The sequence below is a fragment of the Streptomyces sp. NPDC090045 genome, assembly GCF_044747975.1.
Lineage (GTDB): Bacteria > Actinomycetota > Actinomycetes > Streptomycetales > Streptomycetaceae > Streptomyces.
The window spans coordinates 22,006-43,886 of sequence record NZ_JBIVFA010000001.1 but is presented as its reverse complement, the minus strand read 5'-3'; the positions used below and the strand labels follow the sequence as shown (position 1 = coordinate 43,886).

At 71.5% G+C, this 21,881-nt stretch carries 16 protein-coding genes; 13 read left to right on the top strand and 3 right to left on the bottom strand.

Annotated elements, in window-relative coordinates; all coding sequences use genetic code 11:
• Positions 1-98 precede the first annotated feature (98 nt).
• From ACIPYQ_RS00180 to ACIPYQ_RS00135, 10 genes are all read left to right on the top strand, one after another.
• Complete coding sequence (locus tag ACIPYQ_RS00180; RefSeq protein WP_401244802.1) at positions 99-1,460, top strand: ABC transporter substrate-binding protein; 1,362 nt, start codon at positions 99-101, stop codon at positions 1,458-1,460.
• Positions 1,461-1,494: 34 nt separating this feature from the next.
• The gene (locus ACIPYQ_RS00175; RefSeq protein ID WP_401246057.1) at positions 1,495-2,787 is read left to right on the top strand and encodes a carbohydrate ABC transporter permease; all 1,293 of its coding nucleotides are present in this window, start codon (positions 1,495-1,497) and stop codon (positions 2,785-2,787) included.
• Entirely contained in the window at positions 2,784-3,731 is a 948-nt protein-coding gene (locus ACIPYQ_RS00170) for a carbohydrate ABC transporter permease (RefSeq protein ID WP_401244800.1), read from the top strand. Before ACIPYQ_RS00175 ends, ACIPYQ_RS00170 begins: the two co-directional genes overlap by 4 nt.
• A gap of 111 nt (positions 3,732-3,842) precedes the next feature.
• Entirely contained in the window at positions 3,843-6,113 is a 2,271-nt protein-coding gene (locus tag ACIPYQ_RS00165; protein ID WP_401244798.1) for a CDP-glycerol glycerophosphotransferase family protein, read from the top strand.
• A 119-nt stretch (positions 6,114-6,232) separates the two neighbouring features.
• On the top strand, positions 6,233-7,000 hold the full coding sequence (locus tag ACIPYQ_RS00160) for an iron-containing redox enzyme family protein (protein ID WP_401244796.1): 768 nt from the start codon (positions 6,233-6,235) through the stop codon (positions 6,998-7,000).
• Positions 7,001-7,032: 32 nt separating this feature from the next.
• Positions 7,033-8,010 (top strand): 2-hydroxyacid dehydrogenase, encoded by a 978-nt coding sequence (locus tag ACIPYQ_RS00155; RefSeq protein ID WP_361761824.1) that lies wholly within the window; start codon positions 7,033-7,035, stop codon positions 8,008-8,010.
• A 2-nt stretch (positions 8,011-8,012) separates the two neighbouring features.
• A complete protein-coding gene (locus ACIPYQ_RS00150) occupies positions 8,013-9,170 on the top strand; it encodes an NAD(P)/FAD-dependent oxidoreductase (RefSeq protein WP_401244794.1) in 1,158 nt (385 codons plus the stop codon).
• A gap of 54 nt (positions 9,171-9,224) precedes the next feature.
• The gene (locus ACIPYQ_RS00145; protein WP_401244792.1) at positions 9,225-9,755 is read left to right on the top strand and encodes a hypothetical protein; all 531 of its coding nucleotides are present in this window, start codon (positions 9,225-9,227) and stop codon (positions 9,753-9,755) included.
• 13 nt (positions 9,756-9,768) lie between these two features.
• On the top strand, positions 9,769-10,707 hold the full coding sequence (locus ACIPYQ_RS00140; RefSeq protein WP_401244790.1) for a hypothetical protein: 939 nt from the start codon (positions 9,769-9,771) through the stop codon (positions 10,705-10,707).
• Positions 10,707-12,551, top strand: a complete 1,845-nt coding sequence (locus ACIPYQ_RS00135; RefSeq protein ID WP_401244788.1) for a formylglycine-generating enzyme family protein — start codon at positions 10,707-10,709, stop codon at positions 12,549-12,551. Before ACIPYQ_RS00140 ends, ACIPYQ_RS00135 begins: the two co-directional genes overlap by 1 nt.
• Before the next feature lie 99 nt (positions 12,552-12,650).
• Here the strand turns inward: ACIPYQ_RS00135 and ACIPYQ_RS00130 are convergent, their stop codons facing one another.
• The gene (locus ACIPYQ_RS00130) at positions 12,651-13,313 is read right to left on the bottom strand and encodes a TetR/AcrR family transcriptional regulator (protein WP_401244786.1); all 663 of its coding nucleotides are present in this window, start codon (positions 13,311-13,313) and stop codon (positions 12,651-12,653) included.
• A gap of 133 nt (positions 13,314-13,446) precedes the next feature.
• Between ACIPYQ_RS00130 and ACIPYQ_RS00125 the strand changes: the two genes are divergently transcribed.
• Both ACIPYQ_RS00125 and ACIPYQ_RS00120 read left to right on the top strand, forming a co-directional pair.
• Positions 13,447-14,355: an ABC transporter permease gene (locus ACIPYQ_RS00125; RefSeq protein ID WP_401244784.1), complete on the top strand. Its 909-nt coding sequence runs from the start codon at positions 13,447-13,449 to the stop codon at positions 14,353-14,355.
• Positions 14,348-15,121 carry an ABC transporter ATP-binding protein gene (locus ACIPYQ_RS00120; protein WP_361761845.1) on the top strand — a complete coding sequence of 258 codons (774 nt, stop codon included), beginning with the start codon at positions 14,348-14,350 and terminating at the stop codon, positions 15,119-15,121. The genes ACIPYQ_RS00125 and ACIPYQ_RS00120 overlap by 8 nt, the downstream gene beginning before the upstream one ends.
• Here the strand turns inward: ACIPYQ_RS00120 and ACIPYQ_RS00115 are convergent.
• Positions 15,108-15,554 carry a MerR family transcriptional regulator gene (locus ACIPYQ_RS00115; RefSeq protein WP_401244782.1) on the bottom strand — a complete coding sequence of 149 codons (447 nt, stop codon included), beginning with the start codon at positions 15,552-15,554 and terminating at the stop codon, positions 15,108-15,110. The genes ACIPYQ_RS00120 and ACIPYQ_RS00115 overlap by 14 nt on opposite strands.
• 55 nt (positions 15,555-15,609) lie before the next feature.
• Between ACIPYQ_RS00115 and ACIPYQ_RS00110 the strand changes: the two genes are divergently transcribed.
• A complete protein-coding gene (locus ACIPYQ_RS00110; RefSeq protein WP_401244780.1) occupies positions 15,610-16,632 on the top strand; it encodes an SDR family NAD(P)-dependent oxidoreductase in 1,023 nt (340 codons plus the stop codon).
• Between the two features lie 153 nt (positions 16,633-16,785).
• On the opposite strand, the gene ACIPYQ_RS00105 is transcribed toward ACIPYQ_RS00110, so the two are convergent.
• The gene (locus ACIPYQ_RS00105) at positions 16,786-21,765 is read right to left on the bottom strand and encodes an NAD-glutamate dehydrogenase (protein ID WP_401244778.1); all 4,980 of its coding nucleotides are present in this window, start codon (positions 21,763-21,765) and stop codon (positions 16,786-16,788) included.
• Positions 21,766-21,881: the final 116 nt, after the last annotated feature.

Genomic DNA, 21,881 nt, shown 5'->3' with positions numbered 1-21,881 from the left:
GGCCGGACCGCGCCCCCCGCGAGGCGCTATTGCGGGGGCGCGCGGGTCGGCGTAGACCTTGTGGTCCGGGACACACCACGGGCATCGGGGGCAGAACCATGCGCAGGCACGGAACGAGCCGTACGACACTCACCTGGACGGCGCTCGCCGCGGCGGGCGCGCTCGCGCTCAGCGGGTGCGGCGGTGACACGGACGGGAAGACGGACCCGCCGAAGGCCGCGGGACCGACCGGGCCCCAGGTGGAGTTACCGAAGCTCGACGGGGAGAAGCTGGAGGTCGCCGCCGTCTGGACGGGCCCCGAACAGGCGAACTTCACGAAGGTCCTGAAGGAGTTCGAGAAGCGTACGGGGGCCACCGTGACCTTCGTCCCGGCCCAGGACCCGATCGTCACCTTCCTCGGTACGAAGATCGCGGGCGGCGCCCCGCCGGACGTCGCGCTGCTCCCGCAGGTCGGAGCACTGGTGTCGGCCGTGCAGAACAAGTGGGCGCAGCCGGTGGGACCGGAGGCCCAGGCGCAGCTGGACAAGAACTACTCGGCGGGCTGGAAGTCGCTCGGCGCGGTCGGCGGCACCCAGTACGGCGTGTACTACAAGGCCGCCAACAAGTCGCTGATCTGGTACAACGCGAAGGCCTTCGAGGCGGCCGGGGTCAAGCCCCCGACGACCTGGAAGGAGTTGATCACGGCGGCGGACACACTGTCCGCCTCCGGTACGCCGGCCGTCTCGGTGGCGGGCGCGGACGGCTGGACCCTCACCGACTGGTTCGAGAACATCTATCTCTCCCAGGCGGGCCCGGAGAAGTACGACCAGCTGGCGAAGCACCAGATCAAGTGGACGGACGACAGCGTCAAGCAGGCGCTGACCACGCTCGGCGAGCTGTTCGGGCGCAAGGACTTCCTGGCGGGCGGGACGAGCGGGGCGCTGTCGACGGAGTTCCCGAAGTCGGTGACGCAGACCTTCACCGGAGGCGACCGGCCGGCGGCGGCGATGGTCTTCGAGGGCGACTTCGTGGCGGTGAACATCGCGCAGACGGAGGCGAAGGTGGGCGAGGACGCCCTGGTCTTCCCCTTCCCGGCGGTGGGTGCGAAGGCTCCGGTGGTCTCGGGCGGTGACGTGGCGGTCGCGCTGAAGCCGTCGAAGGGGGCGCAGGCGCTGCTGACCTTCCTGGCCTCGCCGGACGCGGCGGAGATCCAGGCCCGGGAGGGCGGTTTCGTCTCCCCGAACAAGGCGGTGGACCCGGCGGCCTATCCGAACGACATCCAGCGGAACATCGCCAAGGCGCTGATCGCCGCGGGCGACGACTTCCGCTTCGACATGTCGGACCAGGCCCCGGCGGCCTTCGGCGGGACCCCGGGCGCGGGCGAGTGGAAGGCGCTCCAGGACTTCCTGGCGAACCCGTCGGACGTGGCGGGCACGCAGGCGAAACTGGAGGCGGACGCGGCCAAGGCCTACGGGAACTGATCCCGTGAAGGCCTCGGTCAAGGCCGGCCGCGGGCTGTCCGCGGAGGCCCGGCGCCGCCGGCTGGTCGCGGCGGCGTTCCTCCTGCCGGCCCTCGTGCTGCTCGGCGCGCTGGTCGTGCACCCGATCGGGTACTCGGTCTACCGCAGCTTCTTCGACCGCTCGGGCGGGGTGTTCGTCGGCGGGGACAACTACCGGGAGATCCTGAGCGACGACACCATCCGCACCGCGCTGAAGAACACGGCGCTGTGGGTGGTGCTCGCCCCGACCACGGCCACCGCCCTGGGCCTGATCTTCGCGGTGCTCACCGAACGGGTGCGCTGGGGCACCGCGTTCAAGCTGCTGGTGTTCATGCCGATGGCGATCTCGATGCTGGCGGCGGGCATCATCTTCCGGCTCGTCTACGACCACGATCCCGACCGGGGCGTCGCCAACGCGGTCTGGGTCGGGGTCCACGACACCTTCGCGGAGTCCTCGGCCTTCCCCAAGGCCCGCCCGGGCCGGGACTCGCCGCTCACCGACGCCGGCGGGGGCGCCTTCGTGACCCGCGACCCCGTCCGCGCCGGCACCCCGGTGCTGCTGCCGCTGGTCGGCGTGGCCCCGGAGTCCCTGCCCGGGGGCACGCGGACGGCCAGGGCGGCGGATGCGGAGCCCGGGAAGGTCACCGGGACGACCTGGCAGGACTTCACCCGCGGCGGGGGCGGCCGTACGAACGCGGTCGACCCGACCGAGTCGGCCTTCGCCGGGATGCGGATCGAGGCGGTCAAGGACGGCCGGGTGGTCGACTCGGCCACGGCCCGCGCCGACGGCACCTTCACCCTGTCCGCGAAGGCCGACGGGGCGCGGCTGCGGCTGCCCGCCGCCAACTTCCGGGAGGCGTACGCCGGGGTGCAGTGGCTCGGCCCGGCGCTGGTCACCCCGGCGGTGATCGGGGCGTACGTATGGATGTGGGCCGGTTTCGCGATGGTGCTGATCGGGGCCGGGCTGGCCGCCGTACCGCGCGAGCTGCTGGAGGCGGCGCGGGTGGACGGGGCGAACGAGTGGCAGGTGTTCCGCCGGATCACCGTCCCGCTGCTGGCGCCGGTCCTGGCGGTCGTGCTCGTCACCCTCGTCATCAACGTCATGAAGATCTTCGACCTGGTCTTCGTGATCGCGCCGGGCGCGGTCCAGGACGACGCGAACGTGCTCGCGCTGCAGCTGTACCGGACCTCTTTCGGCACCGACGCCGATCCGGGTCTGGGCAGTGCCATCGCCGTGCTGCTGCTGGTGCTGGTGATCCCGGTGATGCTCGTGAACATACGCAGGCTCCGCAAGGAGGGATCCCGATGAGTCCGTCCAGGCCCGCACGGACCGGGAGCACTGCACGGACCGGGAGCACTGCACGGACCGGAAGCACCGCAGGGGCCGGGAGCACCGCAGGGGCCGGGCGGGCCGCGGGCCGGCTGGCCGCGCGGGCCGCGGGCGGGGCGCTCCGGGTGTTCCTGGTGCTGGCCGCGCTCTTCTGGCTGCTGCCCACCCTCGGGCTGCTCATCTCCTCCTTCGTCTCCCCCACCGACCTCAACAAGGGCGGCTGGTGGCAGGTGCTGACGGCGCCCTCGCGGCTGACCGCCGGCAACTACGAGCGGCTGCTGGCCAACGACACCATCACCGGGTCCCTCCTGAACACGGTCGCGATCGCCGTGCCGGCCACCCTGCTCGTCCTGACCCTGGGCGCGTTCGCCGGATACGCCTTCGCCTGGCTGGAGTTCCCCGGCCGGGACTGGCTCTTCCTGGTCGTCGTCGGGCTGCTCGTGGTCCCCGTACAGGTGGCGCTGATCCCGGTCTCCGAACTCTTCGGCTCCATCGGGCTGTTCGAGACCACGGCGGGGGTGGTCCTCTTCCACACCGCCTTCGGACTGCCCTTCGCCGTGTTCCTGCTGCGCAACTTCTTCGCGCAGATCCCGCGCGAGCTCCTGGAGGCGGCCCGCCTCGACGGGGCGGGTGAACTGCGGCTGTTCGCCCGGGTGGTGCTGCCGCTCGGCGCACCGGCGATCGCCTCGCTCGGCATCTTCCAGTTCCTGTGGGTGTGGAACGACATGCTCGTGGCGCTGGTCTTCGCGGACTCGGCGAACCCGCCGGTGACGGTGGCGCTCCAGCAGCAGGTACGGCAGTTCGGGAACAACATCGACGTGCTGGCGCCGGGCGCGTTCCTGTCGATGGTGGTCCCGCTCGTCGTCTTCTTCGCCTTCCAGCGGCAGTTCGTCACGGGGGTGATGGCCGGCGCGATCAAGTGACCGACGTGCGACGTTGACGCTGCGTAACCCGATTGCCACACGCTGCGTAACCCGATCGCCACGCCGGGGTTGCTGGGGGAGCAATTGCCCGCGCCGACCCCTGGATGTGCCGTGCCCCGGTTCAGCGTCATCGTGCCCGCGTACAAGGTCCAGGCCTACCTCCAGGAGGGTCTGGACTCGGTCCTGACGCAGTCGTACCCGGATCTGGAACTGATCGCGGTCGACGACGCCTCCCCCGACGCCTGCGGGTCGATCATCGACGAGTACGCGGCCCGCGACCCCCGGGTCACCGCCGTGCACCTGGCGCACAACCTGGGCCTGGGTCCGGCCCGCAACGCGGGCCTGGCCCGGGCCACCGGCGACTACCTGATCTTCCTCGACGGCGACGACACCCTCGCCCCCGGCGCCCTGCAGGCCATCACCGACCGGCTGAAGGCCACCGGCTCCCCCGACGTCCTGGTCTACGACTACGCGCGCACCTTCTGGTCGGGCGAGCTGGTGCGCAACCGCCTCGCGCACCGGCTGTCCGAGGAGGGCCCGGCCAGCTTCCGGCTCGCCGACCGCCCGGCGCTGCTGGCCATGCTGATGGTGGTGTGGAACAAGGCGTACCGCCGCGAGTACGTGGAGCGCGAGGGCCTCGAATTCCCTCCCGGCCTCTACGAGGACACCCCCTGGACCTACCCGGCGCTGCTGGCCGCGGAGTCCGTCGCCGTCCTGGACCGGGTCTGCGTCCACTACCGCCAGCGGCGCACCGGCTCGATCCTGACCACCACCAGCCGCCGCCACCTCGACATCTTCGACCAGTACGACCGGGTCTTCGGCTACCTCGCCGGCCGCCCCGAGCTGGAGCGCTGGCGCTCCGCCGTGCACCGGCGGATGGCCGAGCACTTCTGCGCCCTGTACGCCGACCCGCGCCGCCTCCCGCGCGCCGGACGGGCCGAGTTCTTCAGCCGGGCCTCCGCCCTGCTGCGCCGCTACCGGGCCCCGGGCGGCCGGTCCGCGCTGCCGCTGTCCCTGTCGCGGACCGACCGGGTCCGGCACACCCTGATGCGGCTGGGCACCCGGCGCACCTACCGGCTGCTGTCGGCGCTGCGCTCGGCCGGGCTGGCACTGGGCCGCGCGGCCTCGGCCCTGGGGCGGGGCCTGCGCGAGACGGCCCTGCGCCTGCACTACCGGACCCAGCGCCTCCTCCCCCTGCGCCCGGAGCTGGCGGTCTTCTCCGCGTACTGGCACGGCGGCTACGCCTGCAACCCGGCGGCGATCGAGGCCAAACTGAGGGAACTGGCGCCGCGGATGCGGACGGCGTGGATCTGCGACCCGGCGCACGCCTCGACCCTGCCCCGCCAGACGACGGCGCTGCGCCCGGGCTCGGCGGCGTACTGGAGCGCCCTGGCGCGGGCCGCGTACCTGGTCACGAACGTCAACTTCGACCGCGCCCTGGTCAAGCGGCCGGGCCAGATCCTGGTCCAGACCCAGCACGGCACCCCGCTCAAGCGCGTCGGCCTCGACCTCCAGGACCGCCCGGCGGCCACCCCGACGACGGACTTCGCGGGCCTGCTGCGCGGCGCCGACCAGTGGGACTACCTGCTCTCCGCGAACCGGCACTCCACCCTGGTCTGGGAGAAGGCGGTCCCGTCCTCCTACACGACCCTCGAATACGGCTACCCGCGCAACGACGTCTTCCACCGGGCGAGCCGTGCGGACGTGCTGGAACTGCGCGAACGCCTCGGCATCCCGGCGGGCTCGACGGCGATCCTGTACGCGCCCACCCACCGCGACTACCGGCGCAGCCGGCCCGAACACCTGGACTTCGAGCGGGTCCTGCGCGACCTGGGCCCGCGCTTCACGATCCTCGCCCGCACCCACCTCACGTACGCGAACGCCGACCGCCCGTGGGAGCCGCACCCGCGGCTGCTGGACGTCTCCTCCCACCCCTCGGTGGAGGAACTCTGCCTCGCCTCGGACGCGCTCGTCACGGACTACTCGTCCCTGATGTTCGACTACGCGGCGCTGGACCGGCCGATCGTGATCCACGCGGACGACTGGGAGGCGTACGAGGCGGCCCGGGGCACCTACTTCGACCTGCGGTCGTGCCCGCCGGGCGCGATCGCCCGGACCCAGGACGAGCTGGTGGACATCTTCACCACGGGCCACTGGCAGGGCTCGCGCTCCGCGCAGCTGCGGGCGGCGTTCCGCACGCGGTTCTGCTCGTACGACGACGGCCACGCGGCGGAACGGGTGGTCCGGCGGGTCTTCCTGGGCCAGGCGGCCCCGATCCCCGCGATCACCCCCCTGGAGGACCGCCGCCCCACCCCTGCGGCCCCGGCCACCGCCCCGGAACCCGCACTGGCCCCGCTGACCACACCGGGCCTCTGGAAGTAGCCGATCCGTCCGCCGGTTTCCGATTATTCCGCCCTCACATCTGCTTCTTCTGGGCCACTATGGGAGCGCCTTGCTTGTGTGTTGACCGTCGGGCGTCCCAACACGGAAGAGGTATCACGATGGCGTTGACCGGACCCTGGAACGCGGAGTTAGCCAGCCAACTCGTGGAATCGAACTTCGTTCAATGGAAGTACGGTGCACGCTTCCTGCCTACCGAGGCCGTTCCCCTGCACCCGGTGGTCGAGGAGGCGAGCCGGCTGGTCCCCGAGAGCGGGGTCGAGCGGCATCCGTTCTTCGCCCTGGCCGGGAGGTCGCGGCCCGCCCTGGAGTTCTGGGTGACGCAGGAGCTGTTCGTCACCGGGGTGTTCGCACAGCTGCTCGGCCTGACGTCGAGCGCACTGGTGAATGTTCACCAACGGGCCCGTTTCAACCTGGTGTTGCAGGGGGAGCACGGAGGCGTGAAGGACGGGATCGCACGGGCCTCGCACCCGTGGCTGCTGCACAAGCTGGCGCACAGCATGGGCATCGCGCCCGACTCCGTCGAACCGGCCCAACCGACCTACGACTTCCTGCGTGACCTGGCCTTCTCCATGAGCTCCCCGATCGGCGCGCTGGGCGCGCTCGGAGTGGGGAACGAGCAGATGCTGGTCCCGGAATACGGCGCTGTCAAAAGCGCTTTCGAAAGCGCGGCCCCGGAAGTCGAACACGGCGATTTCCTGAACGCCAACATCTACGAGGATACGGAACACTCCGCCCTCATCGCGCATATAGCATCCGAGCTGATCGCGCACGATCCGTCGCTGGCCGACCACTACTTGGCGGCCGCCCGCAGCTCTGTCACCGCGCGGATGCGGTATTACGACAGGTTGGCCGATCTCTTCACATGACCATCAGTCACATCCGACGTTTGGGGTATCGCGTGGCCGATCTGGGAAAGATCCTCGTAACGGGCAGCAGCGTGGCGCAGAAGCATCTGGACCGCCTGTCCGAGTCCGGTTTCCGCGTGCACGCCGTCCCGGGCCTGCTCAGCGAGGACGAACTGGGCACCGAGCTGGAGTCGTGCACCGCCTATCTGCTGGGCGGGGACGAGTTCGCCTCCCGCCCGGCGCTCACCCGGGCCAAGTCGCTGAAGGTCGTCGGCTTCCTCGGCGTGGGATACCAGTCCTTCGTCGACGCCGACGCCGCGGCCGAACTCGGCATCGCCGTGACCAACACCCCCGGGACGCTCACCAACAGCGTCGCCGAGTTCACCGTCGGGCTGCTCCTCGCCCAGCGCCGGCAGATCCCCTCGTACGCCGACGACTACCGCTCCGGGCGCTCCGGCGCGGAGGAGAAGCAGCACGATCTCGCCGGGCACCGGCTCGGCATCATCGGCCTCGGCGCGATCGGCACCCGCATCGCCGAGATCGGCGCGCTGGGGCTGGCGACGGAGACGGCGTACTACTCCCGGACCCGCAAGCCCGAGGTCGAGGAGCGCCTCGGCATCACGTACAAGGACCTGCCGAGCCTGCTGTCCTGGGCCGAGAACCTCGTCGTCATGGTTCCGGACACCCCCGAGACGCGCGGCATGATCGGCCCGGACGAGGTCGCCCTGCTGCCGGCCGGCGGGATCACCCTCGTCAACACGGCACGGCCCTCCGTGGTCAGCCCCGCGGCGCTGCTCCAGGGCCTGCAGAACGGGCGCATCCACACGGCGGCGTTCGACGGCTTCTACGACGCGGACGTCCCCGAGACGGCGGAGCTGCTGGCACTGCCCGCTTCGAAGCTGCTGATCACCGGGCACATCGGCTCGCTGACCCACGACGCCCGTGACGCCATGGCCGTCAAATGCATCCAGTCCATCGTCAACGTGGTGACGGGAGAGCAGGACTCGTACATCGTCAACGGGAGCAGCTGAGCATGGGCTCCGCACTCGTCGTCGTCGGAGCGGGCGTCATAGGCTGCGCGGTCGCCGCAGCGGTCGGCGACCTCTTCGACAAGGTCGTGCTCCTGGACGCCCGGCCGGACACCGGGCTGGCGGCGAGCTGGGCCGCCATCGGCGGGATCACGCCGCAGAGCGACGATTTCTGCCGCGGCCCGCTGCGGCAGTTCGCCGAGGCGAGCCGCCGGATGTATCCGCAGTGGCTCGCTGGGCTGGAGGCCGGATCCGGGATCGCGGTGCCGTTCCTGGACTCCGGGCTCCTCCAGGTGGCCCTGGACCGGTCGGAGGAGCAGCGCGTCCAGGAGCAGCTGGTCCCCCAGTGGGTGGAACAGGGCTTCCAGGTCGAGCAGCTCGACGCGGGGAGCACCGCGCACGCCGAGCCGCTGCTGTCCGCGGCCGTGCTCTCGGCCGTGCGGCTGCCGAGCGAGGGGGCCCTCGAACCGCGGGTCCTGATGTCCGCCCTGCGCGAGGTGATGCGACGGGACCCGCGGATCGAGGTCGTGTCCAGTGCCCGGGTGCGCAGGCTGACGCCGGTCTCCCAGGGGGTCGAGGTGCTGCTGGACAGCGGTGACGTCGTCCGCGGGGACCGGTGCGTGGTGGCCGCGGGGGCGTGGAGCTCCGAGCTCGTGCCCACCCGGCCCGGCGGGCAGTTCCCCGTACGGGGCCAGGCCGCCGAGCTGGTGGTGCCCGGCAGCACGGGGTACCCGCTGCGCCACCACGTGTACTGCAAGGTCGCCATGGACGACGACACCACCGTCTCGTCGTACGCGGTTCCGCGCCACGACGGGCGGGTGGTGGTCGGCGTGACGTACGACCAGGGCCGCTGGGACGAGGAACCGGAGGACCATGCGACCGAACGGCTCCTGGCCGCGCTGCGGATGGTGGTGCCGTCTTCCCGGGACTGGAGGCTGACCGGCTCCTGGGCCGGGATCCGGCCGGGGACGGCCGACGGCTACCCCCTGGTGGGGAACGCCGACGCCGACGGCAAGGTCGTGATGGCGACCGGGCACTTCGGAGTGGGGATCACCCTCGCACCGATCACGGCGGCGCTGGTGCGGACCATCCTGTCCGGGGCCGAGCTGACGGACGGACAGGCGGATGCCCTGTGTGTGATGGACCCGCGGCGATTCCAGTGAGGTGCGTACCGAGTGGCGGCAACAGACCTGAAGGCCATATGGCGTAGCGGGGCGATGCGTTGGGGACTCCTGGCCGCGGTGGTCCTGCTGCTCTCCCTCCCGCTGTGGGGCCTGCAGCCGTACGGGGAGCAGTTCGACCACGACACGGCCGGGACCTGGGGCGACTGGGTCAGCGGGTTGGGGCAGGTCGGTGCGGTCACGGCCGCTGTCGGCACCGTCCTGCGCTCCGAGAACCGGGAGCGCAGGAGGCAGCGCAGCGCCGCGGCCGCGTGGATGACGGTCCTGTCGGACGACGGCCAGCCGTACTGGGCGGTGCAGGTGGAGAACTCCACCTCCCTGCCGGTCTTCCGGTGGCGGGCGGACAGCCCGGACGGATCGGTGCACCTGTGCCACGAGGAGCTCGGGCCGCTCGTCCCCGGCCGGACGGACTACGAGGTCCCCCTGGCCGTCCAGCCAGACCAGAGCGGGGCGCTCCCGCTGAAGTTCGTGTTCACAGACAGTGATGGACGGTTCTGGAGCCGGTCGGAGCTCGGGGGCATCACCGCCGTCCCCGAGCCCGCGTCCTGGCATCCGGCCGGCCCGTGACGGGTGAGGTGGTATGACGACCCCTGAAGAAGACTCCGGCTCGCAGGAACCGAGGGCGCGGCGCATCAACCCGGAGTCGCGCCGTGGGAGCGGTGGCCGCGTCCCGGAACAGCCGGGCCCGGCGGATCCGGGGCCGGCGCCCGCACCGGGTGCGGTGCCCGACCCGGCTCCCGCCTCCGCCCCGGTGCCGGCCCCGGCACCGGCCCCGCGCGAGCTTCCCGTGGAGCTGGTCCACTACCTGGGCGCGCTGCACGCCCTGTCGGCGACCAGCCAGGAGGTCACGGACGCCGTCGCCTTCCCCGACCGCCCGCTGGACGCGGTCTGGATACCCCGGGAGGTACGGGAGATCGACGCCCTGGCCCGGACCGCGCCGCCGGGCGACGAGGACACGCCGGGCCTGCCCCTCGACGGCATCGTCCTGCACGGCGCGGGCCGCTCCGTGGTGCTCATCGGCCCGCCGTGTTCCGGGCGCACCTCGATCTGTACGCACTACGCCTCGCTGCTCGCCGCGCGGGCCCTGGACGGCGACGCGGGGGCGCCCGTACCGCTGCTGGTCAACGCGCTCGACGTGCCCGCCCGGAGGGACTTCGCGGCGACCGCCGAGGCCATCACGGACGCCGCCGTCACCCGTTCGGACATCGGCGTCTACGGCGACAACGCACGCACCCTGCTGCGGGGCTCGCTGGACCGGGCCTTCCTGTTCGTGGACGGCGTGGAGGACGTCCCGCTGCACGGCCACGCGAGTTCCGACAACTGGTCGCCGCGCACCGTCCTGCAGACCCTGGCGCAGCTCCACGTGCACTTCCGGAATCTGCGCGTTCTTGTGGCCATCTCGGATTCGAGCTGGTTCTCCGCCGAATGCGCGAGGTCGCGTGACGTCAGCGCCTACTTCCTCCGTCCGCCCAAGCAGCGCGACCTCGAGAACTACATCACCGAATGGTTCACCGCCTGATGACCACGCACGAAGGAAAGCTCTCGGAGCGGCTCATCGCCGCGATCCGGGGCGACAGCGCCCTCGCCTCGGCCGCGCGCGTCCCGTACCTGCTGCACCTCCTGGTCGTCTCCACGGAACGCAACCGCGAGGTCCCCACGTCCGTCGGGCACTTCTGCCGGCTGGCCTCGGAGGAGTTCCTGCACAAGCGGCCCCGCACCCGTGCGGCGGCCGGCTCGGAGCCGTGCCTCCTGCGGCCCGACTACGACACGGAGATCCAGCGGATCATCGAGGAAGTCGGCTTCTCCATCACCTCGTTGCGATCCGTGCACCCTGAAACCAACTCCATCTCGGCGGCGGCCGTGCAGGAGCCGATCGTGCGGGCGCTGGGCGAGGGCCTCGAGTTCCACACCATGTATCCGGCCATGTTCGACTACGTGCAGTTCCTCCGGAAGGGCCACGGGATACTCGCCGTCGACACGGCCAGCCACCTCTCCTTCCGGGAGAATCTGTTCCGGGACTACTTCGCCGGCTGCGCGCTGGCCCGCCGGGACTCGGAGACCATCGTCGGGCTGTGCCGTCATCCCATCTGGCACGCCCCGCTGCGCTACTGGGCCAGCACCCAGACCACGCCCGAGGGGCACCGCCTCGTCACCGGCACGGCGGCCGAGCTGGCGGGCGCCGCGGAGGAGGCCGGCGACGAGGCACTGCCGCTGTGGCTGCTCACCGGCGAGCTGCTGGTGATACTCGCGGCGGCCCGGCCGGAAGCCGAGCCGTCCGGGCTCGTACGACGGCTGCGGCGTACGGTGTCGGAGGCCGTCGGCACGGCCCGCGGGGACCGCGGACAGGGCCTGGAGACCCGGGCCCGGGCGGCCGCCGTGCAGGCGCAGCTCAATCCGTCCACGTGGGAGGAGAGAGCGGGCTCGTTCCTCGCCGACAGCTGCGTCATACCCGCGGGCGAGTACCCCATCGGCTCCACGGCCCCGCTCAACTCCCAGGACGACAAGTACCGGCACATCGACTGGTTCCCGCAGCGCACCGAGAGCATCGGCTCCTTCCGGATCTCCACGCTGCCCGTCACCAACCGGGACTACGCGCAGTTCGTCGCCTCGGGCGGGTACCAGGACCTGGACTGCTGGCCGGACGGACCGGCCCGGCTGTGGGTCAGGCACGACCCCGCCTTCATCGACGCCCCGGACGGACCGCGTGCCGGGTCGACGGACACCCAGCGGATCCATCTGAGCAAGGAGATGCGGGAGGGCATCGTCGACGAGGAGTCCCTCCAGGAGTACGTGGACCAGCTGCTGCTGCGGCGGGTGCCGCTGTACTGGTGGGATCCCCGCTACAACCAGCCCGCCCAGCCGGTCGTCGGAGTCAACTGGTGGGAGGCGCTGGCGTACTGCCGCTGGCTGACCAAGCGGCTGCGCGAGCGGAACGTGCTGGACGACCACGGCTACGCGGACATTCCCACCGAGGCCGAATGGGAGTGCTCCTGCCAGGGCCGGCCGGCGTCCGACCCGTATCCGTGGGGTGGCGAGTGGCAGGACGGCATGGCCCACGTCCGCACGGCGGCGGGCTGGACCCAGCGCTCCGTGCCCGTGGGGCTGTTCCCCTGGGCGGCCAGGGAGGGCGGACCCCAGGACATGATCGGCAACGTGTGGGAGTGGACGCGCTCGCTGGCCTGGCCCTATGACGACACCCGGCCCGGCCGCGAGGCCCTGGAGGGCCAGGGCGACCGCATCGTCCGCGGGGGGTCCTGGTTCTCCCGCGAAGAGCGCGCCCGCATGATCCAGTTCCGCTCGTACGACCCGCCCCAGAACGCCTACGTGGATCTGGGCTTCCGCGTGGCCTTCTACACCCGCTAGCCTCCGGCCCGCCCGCCCCACCCGTCGGTGTTGCCGCGCGGGGGCCGGGCGGGCCCCCGGCCCCTGCCCGGCTGCGTCAGGGCGCGGAGGCCGTGGCCGTCAGGGCTTGGAGGCCGTGGCCGTCAGGCCCGCCACCACCGACCTGGCCAGGTCGTCCAGGTACTGCGCGGGCACGGCGTCGCGGACGACGACCTGGCGCCAGTACAGCGGCCCGATCGCCAGGTCCAGGGCCCGGCTCGCGTCGATGCCCGCCGGCAGCTCGCCCCGCTCGACGGCTCCGGAGACGATGGCCTCAGCCATCCGGTGCTGGCCGTCCAGGAGCGCGCCGCGCACCGCGTCCGCGATCTCCGGGTTGCGGGACGCCTCGACCAGGAGGTCGGGGATCACCGCGGAGGCCACCGGGTGCCGCAGCACGTGCGACATGACCTCCAGCAGCGCCCGTACGTCCCCGTACAGCGACCCCGTCGCCGGTACCGGCAGGCCGTCCGTCGCGAAGGCCCCCACCAGGTCCAGGACCAGGTGCAGCTTCGACTTCCACCGCCGGTACACCGCGGTCTTGCCGACGCCCGCCCGCCGCGCGATGCCCTCGATGGACATCCGCGAGAACCCGACCGCGGCCAGTTCCTCCAGTACCGCGCTGCGGATCGCCTCGGTCACGTCCTCGCGCAGGACGGCTGCGCCGGCGGGGGCCCGACGGGCGGGGGCGGCGGGGTCGGCGGCCGAGGCGGGGGCGGTGGCGGAGGCGGCAGGGTCCTTGGTCATGCACAGAGCATAGCCGCGCCCCGTCACGACGATACGGTTGCGTTCCGACGCTGCACGCCCTAACCTCGCCGTAGCGACGATACGGACCCGTCCCATCGCCACCCGACGCCCGACCCCGTCGAAAGCGAACCCTGTGACCACCGCGACCGCATCCAAGACCGGTCCCGCGACCTCCGCGGAACTCTCCGACCTGGCCGCCGCCCACGGCCTCACCCTCAGCGGCGCCCGCCCCTCGCTCCCCCGCTACGTCGCGGAGCTCTGGGACCGCCGCCACTTCGTGGCCGCGTACGCCACGGCCCGCATGCAGGCCACGTACAGCACGGCCAGACTCGGCCAGGTCTGGCACCTGGTGACCCCGCTGCTCAACGCGGCCGTCTACTACTTCGTCTTCGGCCTCGCGATGAAGGCGAGCAGCGGAGTACCGGACTACCTCCCCTTCCTGATCACCGGCGTCTTCGTCTGGGACTTCATCGGCAGCTCCATCAACGCCGGCACCCGCGCCGTCCACAGCAACCTCGGCCTGGTCCGCGCCCTGCACTTCCCCCGCGCGAGCCTGCCCATCTCCACCGTCGTCCAGCTCTTCCAGCAGCTGCTCGTCACCATGGGCGCCCTCGTCGTCCTGCTGCTCGCCTTCGGCCAGACGCCCGGCCCCGCCTGGCTCCTGGCCGTCCCCACGCTGCTGCTGATGGCCGTCTTCGCCGCCGGCTGCGCCATGGTCATGGCGCGCATCGGCAGCAAGAGCCCGGACGTCAGCCAGCTGATGCCCTTCGTCCTGCGCACCTGGATGTACTCCTCGGGCGTCATGTGGTCCATCGACCAGATCCACAAGTCGGGCGACCTGCCGCACTGGGTCCTGACGATGCTCAAGCTCAACCCGGCGGCCGTCTACATCGACCTGATGCGCTTCGCGCTGATCGACAGCTTCGAGGCGCATTCGCTCCCGCACCACGTGTGGCCGATCGCCATCGGCTGGGCCCTGCTCGCCGGCGTCGGCGGCTTCGTCTACTTCTGGAAGGCAGAGGAGGAATACGGCCGTGGCTGACACCCTGGTCCGGACCCCCACCGTGATCGCGGACGGGGTCCACGTCATCTACAAGGTCCACGGCAGCGGAGGCCGCAAGGGCGGCGCCACCGCGGCCCTCAGCCGGATCTTCTCCCGCAAGCCGGCCCCCGGCGTCCGCGAGGTGCACGCCGTCAAGGGCGTCACCTTCACCGCGTACAAGGGCGAGGCCATCGGCCTCATCGGCTCCAACGGCTCGGGCAAGTCCACCCTGCTCGCCGCCATCGCCGGCCTCCAGCCGGTGGCCCGCGGCCGGATCTACTCGCACGGCCAGCCGTCCCTGCTGGGCGTGAATGCCGCCCTGATGAACGACCTGACGGGCGAGCGCAACGTCGTGCTCGGCGGCCTCGCGATGGGCATGTCCAGGCAGCAGATCCACGAGCGCTACCAGGGCATCGTCGACTTCTCCGGCATCAACGAGAAGGGCGACTTCATCTCCCTGCCCATGCGGACGTACTCCTCCGGCATGGGCGCCCGCCTGCGGTTCTCCATCGCCGCCGCCAAGGACCACGACGTACTCATGATCGACGAGGCCCTGGCCACCGGCGACGCCGCCTTCCAACGGCGCAGCCAGGCCCGCATCGAGCAGCTCCGCGAACAGGCCGGCACGGTCTTCCTCGTCAGCCACGGCATCAACACGGTCCGCGAGACCTGCGACCGCGCGATCTGGCTGGAGGCCGGGGTGCTCCGCATGGACGGCCCCTCGAAGGAAGTCTGCGACGCCTACGAAGCCTTCACCCGCCGCTAGGCCGTCCCGTTCCGGACGTCGGGTCCCAGAGCCCGCCGGCCTCCCCGCGGGCGAGGTGATCGGCGTAGACGCCGACCTTGCGGGCGATGACCGAACGGCACTCCTCCAGCGCCCGGATCCGGTCCTCGACGCGCTGCCGGTGCGCGTCGAGGAGCCGCAGGCGTTCGGCCTCGTTGCCCGGACCGTGCCGCACCAGCTCGGCGAAACGCTTGAGGTCGGCGAGCGGCATCCCGGATTCGCGCAGCTTGACGCAGATCAGCAACCAGTCGACATCGACCGGGGCATAGCGCCTCCGGCCTCCCGTGGTGCGCCCGACCGGTCCGACCAGCAGGCCCTCGCGCTCGTAGAAACGCAGTGCGTGCACGCTGAGTCCGGTCCGCTCGGCCACCTCGCCGATGCCAAGGGGCTCCGCGCGGGTCTCGGTAGTCACCATGCGGCCCAGCCTAGGACTTGATCTAGACCTCGCTCGAGATCCTAACGTCGTCGCCATGACCACTGATCAGCAGCCGCTCGGCTCCCCCTTCTCCGCCACCAGCACCACCGAGGACGTCATGGCGGGCCTCGACCTCTCCGGCGTCACCGCCGTCGTGACCGGGGGCTACTCCGGGCTCGGGCTGGAAACCACGCGGGGCCTGGCCGCCGCCGGGGCCCGGGTCATCGTCCCGGCACGCCGGCCCGGGATCGCCCGCGCCGCCCTCGCGGACCTGGCCGGCTGCGCGGTCGTCCCCATGGACCTGGCCGACCTCGACAGCGTGCGCGCCGCAGCCGCACGCATCAGCGGATCCGTCGGCAGGCTCGACCTGCTCATGGCCGTCGCCGGGGTCATGGCCACCCCCGAGCGACGCGTCGGACCCGGTTGGGAGGGCCAGCTCGCCACCAACCACTTCGGACACTTCACGCTCGCCTGCGAGCTCTACCCACTGCTGGCCGCCGCCGACGGTGCGCGCGTCGTCGTCAACAGCTCCGCCGGGCACGCCCTGACCGACATCCGCCCGCACGACCCGCACTTCCGCACCGGCTACGACAAGTGGCTGGCCTACGGCCAGTCCAAGACCGCCAACGCCCTGTTCGCCGTGCACCTCGACGCGCTCGGACGGGGCGACTGCATCCGGGCGTTCGCCCTGCACCCGGGCAAGATCATCACGGGCCTTCAGCGGGAGATGACCCTCCGGGAACAGATCGACCGCGGCTGGGTGGACGAGCACGGAAACGTGATCGGCGCCGGCTTCAAGACCCCCTCCCAGGGCGCCGCCACCGGCCTCTGGGCGGCCACGTCCCCGCTCCTCGACGGCCGCGGCGGCCTCTACCTGGAGGACTGCGACATCGCCCGCATCGCCGCCCCCACCGACCCCATGGACAACGGCGGCGTCCGCGCCTACGCCATCGACCCCGAAGCAGCCGCCCACCTGTGGACCGCCACCACCACAGCCACCGGCTCGACAACCACCAAATCCACCCCCGCCACCACCTCCAGCCCCGCCGCCACCTCCTCCAGCCCCGCCGGCGTTTGAGGCGCGGGGGCTCGGGGGCGGAGCCCCCTGGGGGTCCCCCCGGACGGAGTCTGGGGGAGGCGCCGCACCCGGCAGCGCACACCGGAACCCGGAACGGGCCGGGCCCGGGACCACGAAGGTCCCGGGCCCGGCCCGTTCGGCAAAGCCGCCCGATCAGCTGTGCACGCGCAGCAGCGACCGCATCGTCCGCATCGCCACCGACAGATTCGCCAGGTCGAAGTCGTCCGACCCCCGGATCTCGTCCAGCGTCGTCCGCGCACGCCCGATGATCGCCGCGTTCTTCTCCTCCCACGCCTTGAAGCGCTCCTCGGGAGTCGAAGTGCCGTTGCCCACCGACAGCACATCGGCGGTCAGCGCCGCATGCGCCGCGAACAGGTCCTCGCGGATCGACGCGCGGGCCATGGACTGCCAGCGGTCGGCCCGCGGCAGGTCGATGATCCGGTCCATCAGCTGGGTGATGTCCAGGCGGTCGGCCAGGTCGTAGTAGACCTCGGCGACCTCCAGGCAGCCGACACCCGTGCGGTCGGCGATCGCGACGATGTCGAGCGTCGGGAAGGCCGAGGAGAACCCGGCCACCTTGGCGGCCAGCTCCTCCGGGACGCCCTCGCCCGTCAGCTCGTCGAGGATCGACTGGTACCACTCCAGGTCGGCGCCGCGCACCAGCTTCGGCAGCTCCGCCCAGACCTGACCGACCCGCTCCGCGAAGAAGGCGATGGTCTCGGAGATCTGGAGGGGCTGCGGCCGGTTGTTCAGCAGCCAGCGGGTACCGCGCTCGACCAGGCGCCGCGAGTGCAGCCGCACCCGGGTCTGGACGTCGGCGGCGACCTTGTTGTCGAGCGCCTCCACCGCGTCCCACACCTCGGCCAGGCCGAAGATCTCGCGGGCCGCGAGCTGCGCCCGGACGATCTCCTCCGTGGAGGCCCCGGTCTCCTCGCGCAGGCGGTGCAGGAAGGTCGAACCGCCGGTGTTGACGGTGTCGTTGACCAGGATGGTGGTGATGATCTCCCGGCGCAGCGCGTGCGCGTCGATCTGCTCGGTGAACTTCTCGCCCAGGGCGGCCGGGAAGTACGCGAAGAGCAGGCGGCGCAGGTACGGGTCGTCCGGCAGCCCGGTGGCGATGAGCTCGTCCGCCACCGTGATCTTGGTGTAGGCGAAGAGCACGGCCAGCTCCGGCTGGGTCAGCCCCTTGCCGCCGCTCAGCAGTTCGCGGATCTGCCGGTCGGTGGGCAGGAACTCCAGCCCGCGGTCCAGCAGTCCGGCGTTCTCCAGGCGGCGCATGTAGCGCTGCTGGGCGTGGAGCAGGCTCGGGGCCTGGGCCGCGCCGTTGGCGAGCGCCGTGTTCTGCGCGTAGTTGTTGCGCAGGACGAGGTGACCCACCTCGTCGGTCATCTGGGCGAGCAGCTTGTTGCGCTGCTTGACGGTCATGTCCCCGTCCGCGACGACCGCGTTGAGCAGGATCTTGATGTTCACCTCGTGGTCGGAGGTGTCCACGCCCGCGCTGTTGTCGATGGCGTCGGTGTTGACCTTGCCGCCCTCGCCGCCGGCGCCGGTCCGGGCGAACTCGATGCGGCCGAGCTGGGTCAGGCCCAGGTTGCCGCCCTCGCCGATGACCTTGGCCCGCACGTGGGAGCCGTTGACGCGGATCGAGTCGTTGGCCTTGTCGCCGACGTCGGCGTGGGTCTCGGCCGTCGCCTTGACGTACGTACCGATGCCGCCGTTCCACAGCAGGTCCACGGGGGACTGCAGGATGGCCTGCATCAGGTCGGCGGGGGTCATCTTGGTGACGCCCGCCTCGATGCCGAGGGCCTCGCGGACGTGCGCGTTGACCGGGATGGACTTCGCGCTGCGCGGGTGGATGCCGCCGCCCGCGGAGAGCAGTGAGCTGTCGTAGTCGGCCCACGAGGAGCGCGGCAGCTCGAACAGGCGCCGGCGCTCGGCGTACGAGGTGGCCGCGTCCGGGGTCGGGTCGAGGAAGATGTGCCGGTGGTCGAAGGCGGCGACCAGGCGGATGTGCTCCGAGAGCAGCATGCCGTTGCCGAAGACGTCACCGGACATGTCGCCGACGCCCACGACGGTGAAGTCCTGGGTCTGGGTGTCGTGGCCGAGCTCGCGGAAGTGCCGCTTGACGGACTCCCACGCGCCGCGGGCGGTGATGCCCATGCCCTTGTGGTCGTAGCCGGCCGAGCCGCCCGAGGCGAAGGCGTCGCCGAGCCAGAAGCCGTAGGACTCCGCCACGCCGTTGGCGATGTCGGAGAAGGTCGCGGTGCCCTTGTCGGCGGCGACGACGAGGTAGGTGTCGTCCTCGTCGTGGCGGACCACGCCCTTCGGGGGCACGACCTCGCCGGCGACCATGTTGTCGGTGATGTCGAGCAGCGCCGAGATGAAGATCTTGTACGAGGCGATGCCCTCGGCGAGCCAGGCGTCGCGGTCCACCGACGGGTCGGGGAGGTTCTTGGCGACGAAGCCGCCCTTGGCGCCGACCGGCACGATGACCGTGTTCTTGACCATCTGCGCCTTGACCAGGCCGAGGATCTCCGTACGGAAGTCCTCGCGGCGGTCGGACCAGCGCAGGCCGCCTCGGGCGACCTTGCCGAAGCGCAGGTGGACGCCCTCGACGCGCGGGGAGTACACCCAGATCTCGAAGGCCGGGCGGGGCGCGGGGAGGTCCGGGATGGCCTGCGGGTCGAACTTCATCGACACGTAGGAGTGCTGCTCGCCGGTGCTTCCGGTCTGGAAGAAGTTGGTCCGCAGCGTCGCCTTGATCAGGGTGAGGAAGGCGCGCAGGATGCGGTCCTCGTCGAGCGAGGCGACCTGGTCCAGGGCCCCGTCCAGCTCCTCCAGCATGGCGTCGACGAGCTCGCTGCCGGCGGCCTGGCGGACGGGCGACATCCGGGCCTCGAAGAGCGAGACCAGCAGCCGGGTGGTGTGGACGTTGTTGCGGAGGGTGTCCTCCATGTAGTCCTGGCTGAAGGTGGAGCCGGCCTGGCGCAGGTACTTGGCGTACGCGCGCAGGACGACGGCCTGCCGCCAGGTGAGCCCGGCGCTCAGCACCAGGGAGTTGAAGTTGTCGTTCTCCGCGTCGCCCTGCCAGACCGCGGCGAAGGCGTCCTGGAAGCGCTCGCGGGCGTCGTCACCGAGGTAGTTGGCCGCCGTGGCGTCGCCGTTCCCGGTGGGCAGCGGCATCCGCAGGCCGAAGTCGTAGATCCACGCGCTGACCCGGTCGGAGCGGCGGAGCTCGTACGGGCGCTCGTCGGTGACCTCGACGCCGAGGCGCTGCAGCACCGGCAGGACCGCGGAGAGCGAGACCTGCTCGCCGGTGCGGAAGATCTTGAACCGGCGTTCGCCGGGGGCGGCGCCCACCGGCTCGTACAGCGAGAGCGCGAACTTCCGGTCGCTGGCGGCGAGCCGCTCCAGGTGGATCAGGTCGGCGACGGCCGCGCGCGGCGAGTGGTCGGCCTTGTAGCCCTCGGCGAAGGAGGTGCCGTAGCGGCGCAGCAGTTCCGCGGCGCGCTCCTCGCCGCACTCGGCGATCAGCGCTTCCTGGAAGCCGTCGGCCCAGGAGCGGGCGGCCTCGACGAGGCGGCCCTCGATGCGCTCGACGTCGCCGTCGGTCAGCACGGGCAGCTCGGTGCCCTGCGGGACGCGGATGACGAAGTGGATGCGGGAGAGGATCGACTCGGTGTTCCAGGCGGTGAAGTCGACGCTGATGCCGCCGAGCTCCTCCCGCAGGATGTCCATCAGGCGCAGCCGGACGCCGGTGGTGAACCGGTCGCGCGGCAGGTAGACGAGGGCCGAGTAGTAGCGGCCGTACTCGTCCTGGCGCAGGTACAGCCGCAGCCGGCGGCGCTCCTGCAGGTACAGGACGGAGGTGACGATGGACTGCAGCTGGTCGACCGGGGTCTGGAACAGCTCGTCGCGCGGGTAGGTCTCCAGGATCTGCGTCAGGTCGCGGCCGTCGTGGCTGGACGGCGAGAAACCGGCCCGGTCCAGGACCTCGGCGACCTTGCGGCGGACGACCGGGACCCGGCGCACGGACTCGGTGTACGCGGCGGAGGAGAACAGGCCGAGGAAGCGGCGCTCGCCGACGACGTTGCCGTCGGCGTCGAACTTCTTGACGCCCACGTAGTCGAGGTACGAGGGGCGGTGCACGGTGGAGCGGCTGTTGGCCTTGGTCAGCACCAGCAGGCGGTGCTCGCGGGCCTTGGCGCGGGCGTCGGCCGGCAGCCGGTTGAAGGACGGCGAGACCGGGTGGCCGTCGTCCTTGCCGCTGTGGTGCGGGTCGGAGCGCAGGATGCCGAGGCCGGTGCCGGGCACGGCGGAGAGGGCGTCGCCGTCGACGAGGTTGTACTCGCGGTAGCCGAGGAAGGTGAAGTGGTCGTCGGCGAGCCAGCGCAGCAGCTCACGGGCCTCTTCGAGCTCGTACTCGCGCAGGTCCGGGGCGGTGGGCTCCTCGGGCAGGCCTTCGGCGATGCGCAGCGCGGCGTCGCGCATCTTCTCCCAGTCCTCGACGGACTCGCGTACGTCGGACAGGACGCGCAGCAGGTCGACGTTGATCTGCTTGAGGTCGGCGCGGTCGGTCTCACGGTCGATCTCGACGTGGATCCAGGACTCGACGAGGGAGTCGTGGGGGCGCGAGGTGCGGGGGCCGTGGGCGTCGCAGTCGGGGCCGAGGATCTCGATCAGCTTGCCGGTGACGTCACGGCGGACGACGACCTGCGGGTGGATCACGACGTGGATGCCGCGGCCCTGGCGGGACAGCTCGTTCGTCACGGAGTCCACGAGGAAGGGCATGTCGTCGGTGACCACCTCGACGACGGAGTGGCTGGAGGTCCAGCCGTTCTCCTCGACCGTGGGGGTGTGCACGCGCACGTTCGCGGTGCCCTGCGGCCGGTTCTCGGCGAGCCGGTAGTGGGAGAGCGCGGCTCCGAACACGTCGACCGGGTCCCGGTCCGTGAGGTCCTCGGGTGCCGTGTGCAGGTAGTAGCGCTGGAGGTAGGAGAGCACCGCGTCCTGGTCTGGACGCTCTCCCTGCTCGGACCCAGTCGGAAGTAGCCCCCCGGCCGGGCTGTGCTCAGCTACCCGGGCCGCCCGTGCGAGCAGCTCGGCCTTTGCTTCGTCCAGCTTGGTCTGCATGTCCTCTGGCTCCTGTCGCGCGCCATTGCGTGACGTAGGTGAAGGAAGGAATGGCACAGCTCCGCGAGGCGGGGTGTCCGTCCGGGATCGACGCTATGCCGTCGAGAGAGCCGACC

What these genes read in the sequence shown, in the direction of transcription:
- ACIPYQ_RS00180 (WP_401244802.1), top strand. Translation starts at nt 99, where the DNA reads ATGCGCAGGCACGGAACGAGCCGTACGACACTCACCTGGACGGCGCTC.
- ACIPYQ_RS00170 (WP_401244800.1), top strand. Translation starts at nt 2,784, where the DNA reads ATGAGTCCGTCCAGGCCCGCACGGACCGGGAGCACTGCACGGACCGGG.
- ACIPYQ_RS00160 (WP_401244796.1), top strand. Translation starts at nt 6,233, where the DNA reads ATGGCGTTGACCGGACCCTGGAACGCGGAGTTAGCCAGCCAACTCGTG.
- ACIPYQ_RS00150 (WP_401244794.1), top strand. Translation starts at nt 8,013, where the DNA reads ATGGGCTCCGCACTCGTCGTCGTCGGAGCGGGCGTCATAGGCTGCGCG.
- ACIPYQ_RS00145 (WP_401244792.1), top strand. Translation starts at nt 9,225, where the DNA reads ATGCGTTGGGGACTCCTGGCCGCGGTGGTCCTGCTGCTCTCCCTCCCG.
- ACIPYQ_RS00140 (WP_401244790.1), top strand. Translation starts at nt 9,769, where the DNA reads ATGACGACCCCTGAAGAAGACTCCGGCTCGCAGGAACCGAGGGCGCGG.
- ACIPYQ_RS00135 (WP_401244788.1), top strand. Translation starts at nt 10,707, where the DNA reads ATGACCACGCACGAAGGAAAGCTCTCGGAGCGGCTCATCGCCGCGATC.
- ACIPYQ_RS00130 (WP_401244786.1), bottom strand. Translation starts at nt 13,313, where the DNA reads ATGACCAAGGACCCTGCCGCCTCCGCCACCGCCCCCGCCTCGGCCGCC.
- ACIPYQ_RS00115 (WP_401244782.1), bottom strand. Translation starts at nt 15,554, where the DNA reads ATGGTGACTACCGAGACCCGCGCGGAGCCCCTTGGCATCGGCGAGGTG.
- ACIPYQ_RS00110 (WP_401244780.1), top strand. Translation starts at nt 15,610, where the DNA reads ATGACCACTGATCAGCAGCCGCTCGGCTCCCCCTTCTCCGCCACCAGC.
- ACIPYQ_RS00105 (WP_401244778.1), bottom strand. Translation starts at nt 21,765, where the DNA reads ATGCAGACCAAGCTGGACGAAGCAAAGGCCGAGCTGCTCGCACGGGCG.